The organism is Achromobacter sp. 1011791174 (assembly GCF_059760925.1).
In genome coordinates this window covers 24907-35035 of sequence record NZ_JCBANH010000066.1, presented here as the reverse complement: position 1 = coordinate 35035, position 10129 = coordinate 24907, and the positions used below count along the sequence as shown (strand labels likewise).

Sequence of the window (10129 nt, the reverse complement as noted above, 5' to 3'; positions counted from 1 at the left end):
CCCGCGACAGTTCGTCGCGGCACACCGTCCACAAGGCGAATGCCGAGCAGCCGATGGCGATGGCCAGGGACAGCAGGGTCAGGGGGATGTCGTAGCCCATGTCGATGGGCAGGCTGAAGGCCAGCATGCCGACGAAATGCATGGCCCAGATGCCGATCCCCATCGCGAACGCGCCGCCCGACAACCAGTACCGCGCCGCCGGCAGGCCGTTGGCCGCGCGCACGCGGTTCGCCATGCCCAACGCTGTGTACGACGCCAGGACGGCGACCCCTAGGGATACGAGGACGAGCGAAGGGTTATATGTTCCAACGAGCATTTTTGGGGTCCTGTCCTGGGCGCATACCGCCGCCGCGCCGGCCTCAATTCACATCAATTCGTAGTCAACAGTTGCAAATAGCCCGCAGGGCAATCCTTGCTGTCGACGCTGGGGATTCACGTACTCTCTTTCTTTACTTTGGGCGGGGGGCTGCGGCCGGGCAACGAGGGCGACCGGCGAGGCCGGATGTCGCCCGGTCGCGCGGCGAGCGACGGGCACGGCGCAGCAGGGGCCGTTCGGCAGCAACGGGGCGCGTGCCATGCTGGACGCGCGTCCGGGGCTAAGGGATGGGTTATACAGAAAACGGGCTTTCAGAAGCTCACCAATCTTCACTTCGCGCGGCCACGATGCGGCCCAGCTTCGCCCCGCTTGCGCTTGCCCAAGCGCGGCGCGCTCGGCCCCGCGCCATTCGGACGCCCAGCCAGGAGCCTGCGCCATGGCGACAACCGTCAATTCGGCAAGGCCTCACACTATCGGGGCCGCGCGGAGCCGGCTTTGCCGGTCCGCGGCGGCGCCCCCTTGAGGGGGAGCGCGCAGCGCTCGGGGATGGGTCCCATCCTTCCGGTCCGCAGCGGCGCCCCTGGGGGAGCGCGTAGCGCTCGGGGGGACTTCTACACCGCCATCGGCGCCGTGAGCGGCGCGTGGTGCGTATAGCCTTGCAGCGCGAAATCGCCCGGCTCGACCCGCTCCAGCCATTCCGGCTCGTAGCGGCCAGTGGCCGCGAAGTCGGGGATGCGGTCCGACAGCACCAGGCGGGGGGCCTCGAAGGGCGTGCGGCTCAGTTGTTCGCGCAGCATCGGCAAGTGATTCTCGTAGATGTGCGCGTCGCCGATGAAATACGTGAACCAGCGCGGCGTGTAGCCCGTCAGCCGGCCGACCAGGTGCAGCAGCGCCGCGCCCTCGGTCAGGTTGAAGGGCGTGCCCAGGCCGACGTCGTTGGAGCGGATGTACAGGCACAGCGAGATCTCGCGCGTGCTGGCGTTCGGCAGGAACTGATAGAGCAGGTGGCAGGGCGGCAGCGCCATTTCCTCGATCTGGGCCCAGTTCCAGCCGTGGAACAGGATGCGGCGGTCGCCGGGGCGCTCATGGATCGTGTCCAGGCACTGGCGCAGCTGGTCGACGGCCTTGTAGAGCAGCACCTTGGGAGCGCCGCCTTCGTCCAGGTCCGCGACCTTGGCATAGCCGCGCGCCAGGGCGTCGGCGATCTGCGCCGGACGACCGGCGTCGAGCACCTTGTAGGCTGGCCACTGGCGCCATTGGACGCCGTACACCGGACCCAGGTCGTCCGGGCCTTCGCGATAGGGATTGGCCAGCCACTGGGCATTTTCATTGGCATTCTGGTCCCAGACCTTGCAGCCCAGCTCGCGGAACTCGGCCGCGCTGCGCGTGGCGCGCAGGAAGCCCACCAGCTCGCCGATGGCGGACTTGAACGCCAGTTTCTTGGTGGTGACCGCCGGGAAGCCCTGTTGCAGGTCGAAGCGCAGCGAGGCCCCGGGCATGCTCAGGGTGCGTATGCCGGTCCGGTTCTCCTGCCACGAGCCGGTGTCGAGGATGGATTGAACGAGGTCCAGGTATTGTTTCATGGCGGTCCCTGGCGCCATCCTGTCGGGCAGGGCGGCGCATGACGTCCCACCGCGAGCGCGTCGCGGCGGGACGGTAAAAATAAACGGTGCGGAGGCTGAATTACACCATGCCGGCGGGCAGGGCCACGGCGGGCCTCAGGCGGCCGCGGCTTCCCGGGTGTCGACGATATCGACCGAGAAGGTCAGCTCGGCGGTCTTTTCCAGCATGGCCGAGGCCGAGCAGTATTTCTCGTGCGACAGCTGCACCGCGCGCTCGACCGCGGCGCGGGGCAGGTCGCGGCCGGTCACGGTGAAGGCGAAGTGGATGCGCGTGAAGACCTTGGGATCGGCGTCGGCGCGTTCGGCCTGGAGCTTGACGCTGCAGCCGCTCACCGCGTGCCGGCCGCGCTTGAGGATCAGGACCACGTCGTAGGCGGTGCAGCCGCCCGTGCCGGCCAGCAGCATTTCCATGGGGCGGGGCGCCAGGTTGTGGCCGCCGCCGTCCACGGCGCCGTCCATCACGGCCACGTGGCCGCTGCTGGTGCTGGCGGTGAAGAGCATGCCCGAGGGGCCGCCCCAGTCGATCGTGCATTCCATGTGCGTGTGTCCTTGAGCTTGAGCGCAGTCAATGGCTGATGATACCCGTTGCGTACAATCCCCAGCACGAGAGTCCCGCCCCGCGTCAGGGGCGTTCGACCAGATTTCCAGGAGTTGCTCATGCCCGCTGCCACCTTCCCGTCGTTTTCGCGTCGTTCCGGCCCGCTGGACGCGCTGCTGGCCGAGGCGGACCGTGCGCTGCGGGTGCTGTCGGGCAACGCCACCGCCGGCCGGCCGAACCCGGCCAGCGCCGAAGAACTGCCCACTGCGCTGTCCGACAAGGAAAAACGCCACGCGGCGGGGCTGATGCGGGTGAACCACGTGGGCGAGGTCTGCGCCCAGGCGCTGTATCGCGGCCAGGCGTCGGTCTGCCGCGAACCCGCCGCCCGTGCCCTGTTGCTGGAAGCCGCGGCCGAAGAGGTCGATCATCTGGTCTGGTGCAATCAGCGCCTGACGGAGCTGGGCAGCCGGCCCAGTCTGTTGAATCCCGTCTGGTATGCAGGCTCCTACGCCCTGGGCGTGGTGGCCAGCTATGCCGGGGTGCCGCGCAACCTGGGTTTCATGGCCGAAACCGAGCGGCAGGTCGAAGCCCACCTGGATGGCCACCTGCAGACCTTGCCGCCGCAGGACGAGCGCTCGCGCCAGATCGTGCGCAAGATGAAGGAAGACGAGGCGCATCACCGCGCCAGCGCGGAAGCCGCTGGCGGCGTGCCGCTGCCCGCGCCGGTGCGCGGCGCCATGCGCGCCATGTCCAAGATCATGACCACGACGGCATACTGGATCTGAGCGGTATCGGATTGCCGCCATGCACGGCGGCAATCCGAACGGCGTTTGTTGCGGTGCGCAAAAAATGCCGCACAATGGTGCCTGGGCACTGATTTGGTGCAAAATTCGATCGGGGATTACCCGAAATGCACCAGGGTATGCCCGAAAGGGGTTAACCCGTTAAGCAAAAACCCGGCGTTCGGGTAGATCATTGATTCATGCGGGTTTGCGAGGTGCGGGGTCAGGCATTGCTGCAAATACACAACGTCCCACGCTCGTCATCCCAGGCTTAAAAATAATTCTTGCATCGCACAAAAAAGATCGGTACTATGCATCTCATCGGATGTTGAAACGCAGACGGCGCGGTGCAAACCCCGGATGCCAAGTCGAGCGAAAGCCGCTCCCAACATGCCAAGGTTGTCTCCTCCACCCTCCTCCTTTGGTGGATTTAGCCCGAGATCTCACGATCTCGGGCTTTTTTTTATTTCCGCCAGATTTGTCCCCAATTTTAGGGTGAGGACCAGGGCTGACAGCAAAACGTCAGGTCGGAACCTCGCATCGATATTCGCGTTTTCCCTTGGAGATTTCGCATGCGCCGGGGCGGAAAGCTCTACAATTACACGATGATGATTGTGCCGCCGCAATGCCGCGGTTTCGCTGCATCCGTCCGCCCTGGCGGTCGGATCGGACGCGGATGGGTGGCCTGGCGCCGGGTGTTACGTTCTGTCCCGGTGATTTGCACTTCCTTATTGCTGCCATATATGAGCGTTACACCTGCCCCGGATAATGGCGGGCTTGTCTCGATAGACCAACCTGAGGTGACTCTGTGACCTGGCTGTACATCTGCGTGGTCGCGTTCATGGTGGGGGGACTCATCGTGGTGTCGGAGCGCTGGCATGGCGCCTTCACCGGCGACAGCGATCTCAACAAGCCGCAAGCGAACCATTCCCGCGCCACGCCGCGCGTGGGCGGGTTGGCGGTGCTGGCCGGCACGCTGGCGGGCCTGTTGGTGCTGGGTCCGAGCAACATGACGCTGACCTGGCTGTGGCCGGCGCTGTTCGTGGCCGCGTTGCCCGTGTTCGTCGCGGGCCTGCTCGAAGACATCACCAAGGACATCGGCGCCAGCAAGCGCCTGCTGGCGGCGTTCGGTTCCGCCGCCATCGCCTGGTGGCTGCTGGGCGGCGTGAGCCGCGTCGGCATGGCGCCGGTCGACTATGTGCTGTCGTTCTGGCCGGTATCCCTGGTCTTCACCATGTTCGCCGTGGGCGGCTGTACCCATGCGCTGAACATCGTCGACGGCATGAACGGTCTGGCCGGCATGGTCGCCACCCTGATGGCGGTGTCCATCAGCCTGGTGGCCTTGCAGGTGGGCGACATGCCGATCTTCATGATCGCCGCCGCGCTGGCGTCGGCCACGCTGGGCTTCCTGGTCTGGAACTTTCCGTTCGGCCGGGTGTTCCTGGGCGACGGCGGCGCGTACTTCCTGGGCTTCATGCTGGCCGAGCTGGCGGTGCTGCTGGTGGTGCGCAATCCATCGGTGTCGCCGTTCTATGCCCTGGCGGTGCTGTTCTATCCCGTATTCGAAACCGGTTTCTCGATCTGGCGCCGCCGCTTCAAACGCGGCGTGCCGGTGGACCAGCCCGACGCGCTGCACCTGCACCAGCTGGTGTTCCGCCGCCTGGTGCGCGTGACCTTCAGCCGCGGCCGCCGTCATGCGGTGCCGGCGCTGTGCAATGCGCTGGCCTCGCCCTACATGTGGGTGCTGGCCTTGATCGGTCTGGTGCCCGCCACCATCTGGTGGGACAACGCCTGGGCGCTGGGCGCGAGCCTGCTGGTCTTCGCCGGCGTCTACATCTGGCTGTATGCGCGCCTGGTGTCCTGGCGCCGGCCGGGTTGGCTGCTGCTGCCTTCGGTATTGAAAACCCATTGAGGCTTTGAGGTCCCGGACGCGTTTGTCCGGGAAACCCGATTGCTCAACACACTCATTGTTTCACCGTCTTTGAAGTGCCATGTCCTTTTCATGGCCAAGGGAGAGTTATGCTGCGTATTCAGGATGTGAAGCTCGCCGTCGTCGGCCTGGGCTATGTCGGCCTGCCGCTGGCAGTCGAGTTCGGCAAGAAGCGTTCCGTCATCGGCTTCGATATCAACGCGCGCCGCATCGACGCCCTGAAGGCCGGTCACGACCACACGCTGGAAGTCAGCGATGCCGAGCTGGCCGAAGCCGGGCAACTGAGCTACACGGCCGACCGCGCCGAGCTGGGCCAGGCCAACGTCTTCATCGTCACCGTGCCCACGCCGATCGACGAATACAAGCAGCCCGACCTGACGCCGCTGGTCAAGGCCAGCGAGACCATCGGCGCCGTGCTCAAGCGCGGCGACATCGTGATCTACGAATCCACCGTCTATCCCGGCGCCACCGAAGAGGATTGCGTGCCGGTGCTGGAGCGCGTGTCGGGCCTGAAGTTCAACGTGGACTTCTACGCCGGCTACAGCCCCGAGCGCATCAATCCGGGCGACAAGGATCACCGCGTCAGCACGATCAAGAAAGTCACGTCTGGTTCCACCCCTGAAGTGGCCGAGCTGGTCGACCAGCTGTACAAGCAGATCATCACCGCCGGCACGCACAAGGCGTCCAGCATCCGCGTGGCCGAGGCCGCCAAGGTCATCGAGAACACCCAGCGCGACGTGAACATCGCGCTGATCAACGAGCTGGCCCTGATCTTCAACAAGATGGGCATCGACACCGAGGCCGTGCTCAAGGCCGCCGGCACCAAGTGGAACTTCCTGCCGTTCCGTCCGGGCCTGGTGGGCGGCCACTGCATCGGCGTGGATCCCTACTACCTGACGCACAAGGCGCAGTCCATCGGCTACCACCCCGAGATCATCCTCGCGGGTCGTCGCCTGAACGACTCCATGGGCGGCTATGTGGTGTCGCAGCTGGTCAAGGCCATGACCAAGCGCCGCATCCATGTGCAGGGCGCGCGCGTGCTGGTGATGGGCCTGACCTTCAAGGAAAACTGCCCGGATCTGCGCAATACCCGCATCGTCGACATCGTGAAGGAACTGGGCGACTACAACGTGGACGTGGATGTGTACGATCCGTGGGTCGATCCGCAGGAAGCCGTGCATGAATACGGCATCACGCCGGTGGCCAAGCCGGAAGCCGGCAAGTACGACGCCGTGATCCTGGCCGTGGCGCATCGTCAGTTCGCCGACATGGGCGCGGCCGAGATCCGCAAGCTGGGCAAGCCCGAGCACATCCTGTACGACCTGAAGTACGTGCTCTCGCCCGCCGAATCCGATCTGCGCCTGTAAGGATATCCGCATGAGCACTCGATTTGAAACCGTAGTCCAGGCACTCGCCGCGGCGCCTCGCAAGTGGCTGCTGACCGGTTGCGCTGGCTTCATTGGTTCGAATTTGCTTGAGACCCTGCTCAAGCTTGACCAGACCGTGACCGGCCTTGACAACTTTGCCACCGGTTTCCAACACAATCTGGACGAAGTCCGCGCCAGCGTGTCGCCTGAGCAATGGGCCCGCTTCACTTTCATTGAAGGCGATATCCGCGACTTGGAAACGTGCCAGCGCGCAGCGGCAGGCGCCGACTATGTACTGCATCAGGCCGCGCTGGGTTCGGTTCCCCGTTCGCTGAAGGATCCGATCACGACCAACGGCGTGAACATCGGCGGATTCCTGAACATGCTGGTGGCCGCGCGCGATGCGCAGGTCAAGTCCTTCGTGTACGCGGCTTCCAGCTCCACCTACGGCGACCATCCCGCGCTGCCCAAGGTGGAAGAGAACATCGGCAAACCGCTATCGCCGTACGCCGTGACCAAGTACGTCAATGAACTGTATGCGGACGTGTTCGCACGTTGCTACGGTTTCGAGACGGTCGGCCTGCGCTACTTCAACGTCTTCGGCAAGCGCCAGAATCCCAATGGCGCCTACGCGGCGGTGATCCCGAAGTGGACCTCGGCCATGATCCAGGGTGAGGACGTGACCATCAACGGCGATGGCGAGACCAGCCGCGACTTCTGCTATGTAGCCAACGCGATCCAGGCCAACCTGCTGGCCGCCGTGGCGCCGCAGGAAGGCCGCAACCAGGTCTACAACGTCGCCGTCAGTGGTCGCAGCACGCTCAATCAGCTGTTTGGCTTCCTGGTGCAGACGCTGGGCCGGCAGGGCGTGGTCTACGGCAAGCAGCCCGTGTACGCGGACTTCCGTCCGGGCGATGTGCGCCATTCCCAGGCCGACGTCAGCAAGGCCGGCCGTTTGCTGGGTTATCAGCCCACGCACACGATCCTGCAGGGCCTGGAAGAGGCGATGCCCTGGTACACGCAATTCCTGCGTTGATTTGAAATCACTCATCCGCAAACTCGGCGCCATCCACCCGGACCACCAGCGTATTTTCAAAGGCGCGTTCCGGGTGGCGGTGTTCCTGCTGCTGGGCAAGGCCGCGGGCGCCGTGAAGGAAATGGCGGTGGCTTACCGCTATGGCGTCAGCGACGCGGTGGACGCCTACCAGTTCACCATGACCATGGCGACCTGGCTGCCCGTCACCATCGTGGGCGTGCTGTCGGTGGTGCTGATCCCCGTGCTGGTGCGCCTGCGTCGCGCAGACGGCGTTGAGCGGGAAGATTTCATCCGTGAATTGCAGGGCTGGGTGCTGGCCGCCGGGATCGCCCTGGCCCTGTTGACCTGGCTGGCCTGGCCGTATGCGCTGGACTGGCTGGGGCAGGGGCTGTCGTCGCAAGTGCGCGGCATGACTGGCGATTTGCTGCTGGCCTTCGCGCCGGTGTCGGCGTTGCTGCTCGTCGCGGGCATCAGTGCTGCACGCTTGCGCGCGCACGAGCGGCACGTCAACACGCTGCTCGACAGCGTGCCCGCCGTGGCCACGCTGGCCTGGGTCATGTTGGCCGTCAGCGCCGAGGGCGTCGGGCCGCTGCTCTGGGGCACGCTGGTGGGGTACGCGATCCAGACGGTCTGGCTGGCCTGGCTGGCGGCGCGTGCCGACGCCGGTTTCTGGGGCTGGCCTCGATTCACACTGCGCTCGCCGTACTGGCCGGAGCTCATGGGCGCGGCTGGCGTGATGCTGATCGGCCAAGTGGCGATGAGCTTTGTCGGTCCGCTGGACCAGTATGCCGCCGCCAACCTCGGCGCCAATGCCAACGCGACGCTAGGCTACGCCAGCCGGCTGCTGTCCCTGATCCTGGGCATCGGCGCCGTGTCGGTGGGCCGAGCTGCGCTGCCCGTGCTGGCCGATGTGCAGAGCCGGGGAGACGGCGCGCGCGCGCGCGCCATGGCCTTGAAATGGTCGTTGCTGATGGTGCTCGCCGGCGCTGGCGCGGTCGTCCTGGGCTGGTTGTTGGCGCCCTGGGGCGTGTCGGTGCTGTTCCAGCGCGGCGCTTTCACCGCCGAAAACACGCAGGCCGTCGCGCAGGTGCTGCGCTGGGGCCTTTTGCAGTTGCCGTTCTATTTCGGCGTGCTGATCCTGGTCCAGCTGCTGGCGAGCCAGAACCGATACCGGCTCATGTCCGGCATCGCGGTCGCCAATTTCGCGCTCAAGGCCATATTGAATGCCGTGCTGGCCCCGAGCATGGGCGCGGCGGGCATCATGCTGGCGACCAGCCTGATGTATCTGTTGTCCTTCGCCTGCTATCTGGTCGTGGCCTTGCGCCCGGCGCAAACCAAGGAGGCGACCGAATGACCGAGAACGCCAGCGCCATCCGCGCGCGCCGCGTGCTGCTGTTCATCCATTCGTTGCATGGCGGCGGCGCCGAGCGCGTGGCTGCCGACCTGAGCGCGCATTGGGCGCAGGCTGGCTGCGAGGTCATGATCGTGACGCAGGCCAGCGCCGACGGCGATGTCTACGCGCTGCATCCCAAGGTGCAGCGCGCGGTGCTCAACACGGCGGGTGAAGGCGGTGGCCTGCGCGGCATCCTGAGCAATGTGCGGCGGGTGCGCGCGTTGCGCCGCGTGATCCGTGCATTTCGTCCCGACATCGTCCTGGGGATCATGGCCACCGCGTCCATGCTGGCAGTGCTCGCGTCGGAGGGCCTGGGCTGCAAGGTGATCGCGACGGAGCACGCGCATCCGCCCTCGCAGGCCCTGTCCGGCTTCTGGCGATTCTTGCGTCGGTTCACCTATCCGCGCGCCGCGCGAGTGGTCGCGTTGACGCGCGATACGGCCGCGTGGATCGAGACCCATGTACCCGGATCCCGGCTGAATGTGATTCCCAACGCCGTGCACTGGCCCCTGCCTCAAGGCGAGCCGTGGCGGGATCCGATGCCTCGCCCAGGCCGCAAGCGGCTGCTGGCGGTGGGGCGGTTGCATGCGGAAAAAGGTTTTGATCGCCTGGTTGACGCATTCGAGCGTCTCGCGCCCGTGCATCCTGACTGGGACTTGGTCATCCTGGGCGAAGGCGGCGAGCGCAGCGCGCTGGAGGCCCAGGTGGGCCGCGCGGGCCTGCGGGAACGGATCTGGCTGCCCGGCCGCGTCGGCAACGTCGGCGATTGGTATGCGAGTGCGGATTTATATGTGTTGACCTCGCGCTTCGAAGGCCTGTCGAATACGCTGCAGGAATCCATGGCCAGCGGCCTGGCCGCCGTTTGTTTCGATTGCGATACAGGGCCGCGCGAGGTCGTGCGCGATGGCGTCGATGGCGTGCTGGTGCGGCCCAACGGCGACGTGCCTGCGTTGTGCGCGGCGCTGGACGCGGTCATGGGCGATGACGCGATGCGTGCGCGCATGGCGGCCGCCGCGACCGATGTGCGCGACCGTTTTTCGGCCAACCGGGTGTTGGCCCGCTGGGAAGAACTTTTTGACGGCGTTACGCGGGCGGGCCGTTAGGCCGCCACGCAGCGCCGTCGCGATATGGTGACCACGAGAACC

Annotated in this window: 9 protein-coding genes; 6 read left to right on the top strand and 3 right to left on the bottom strand. The window is 65.9% G+C overall.

Annotated elements, in window-relative coordinates:
* The 3 genes from AC6LJ5_RS20730 to AC6LJ5_RS20720 all read right to left on the bottom strand — a co-directional run.
* A partial coding sequence (locus tag AC6LJ5_RS20730; protein WP_498141471.1) for an MHYT domain-containing protein occupies positions 1-316 on the bottom strand: 316 nt, incomplete at its 3' end.
* A gap of 611 nt (positions 317-927) precedes the next feature.
* The gene (locus tag AC6LJ5_RS20725) at positions 928-1899 is read right to left on the bottom strand and encodes a thymidylate synthase (protein ID WP_498141470.1); all 972 of its coding nucleotides are present in this window, start codon (positions 1897-1899) and stop codon (positions 928-930) included.
* A gap of 135 nt (positions 1900-2034) precedes the next feature.
* Positions 2035-2475 carry an OsmC family protein gene (locus tag AC6LJ5_RS20720; RefSeq protein WP_498141469.1) on the bottom strand — a complete coding sequence of 147 codons (441 nt, stop codon included), beginning with the start codon at positions 2473-2475 and terminating at the stop codon, positions 2035-2037.
* Positions 2476-2595: 120 nt separating this feature from the next.
* Between AC6LJ5_RS20720 and coq7 the strand changes: the two genes are divergently transcribed.
* The 6 genes from coq7 to AC6LJ5_RS20690 all read left to right on the top strand — a co-directional run bounded on the left by coq7 (position 2596) and on the right by AC6LJ5_RS20690 (position 10087).
* On the top strand, positions 2596-3261 hold the full coding sequence (gene coq7 / locus AC6LJ5_RS20715; RefSeq protein ID WP_498141468.1) for a 2-polyprenyl-3-methyl-6-methoxy-1,4-benzoquinone monooxygenase: 666 nt from the start codon (positions 2596-2598) through the stop codon (positions 3259-3261).
* An 805-nt stretch (positions 3262-4066) separates the two neighbouring features.
* On the top strand, positions 4067-5170 hold the full coding sequence (locus AC6LJ5_RS20710; RefSeq protein WP_103271099.1) for an MraY family glycosyltransferase: 1104 nt from the start codon (positions 4067-4069) through the stop codon (positions 5168-5170).
* Positions 5171-5277: 107 nt separating this feature from the next.
* Complete coding sequence (gene tviB, locus AC6LJ5_RS20705; protein WP_103271098.1) at positions 5278-6555, top strand: Vi polysaccharide biosynthesis UDP-N-acetylglucosamine C-6 dehydrogenase TviB; 1278 nt, start codon at positions 5278-5280, stop codon at positions 6553-6555.
* A gap of 10 nt (positions 6556-6565) precedes the next feature.
* Positions 6566-7591: an SDR family oxidoreductase gene (locus AC6LJ5_RS20700; RefSeq protein ID WP_498141467.1), complete on the top strand. Its 1026-nt coding sequence runs from the start codon at positions 6566-6568 to the stop codon at positions 7589-7591.
* Position 7592: 1 nt separating this feature from the next.
* A complete protein-coding gene (gene murJ, locus AC6LJ5_RS20695; protein WP_498141466.1) occupies positions 7593-8945 on the top strand; it encodes a murein biosynthesis integral membrane protein MurJ in 1353 nt (450 codons plus the stop codon).
* Entirely contained in the window at positions 8942-10087 is a 1146-nt protein-coding gene (locus AC6LJ5_RS20690) for a glycosyltransferase family 4 protein (RefSeq protein ID WP_498141465.1), read from the top strand. Before murJ ends, AC6LJ5_RS20690 begins: the two co-directional genes overlap by 4 nt.
* Positions 10088-10129 lie beyond the last annotated feature (42 nt).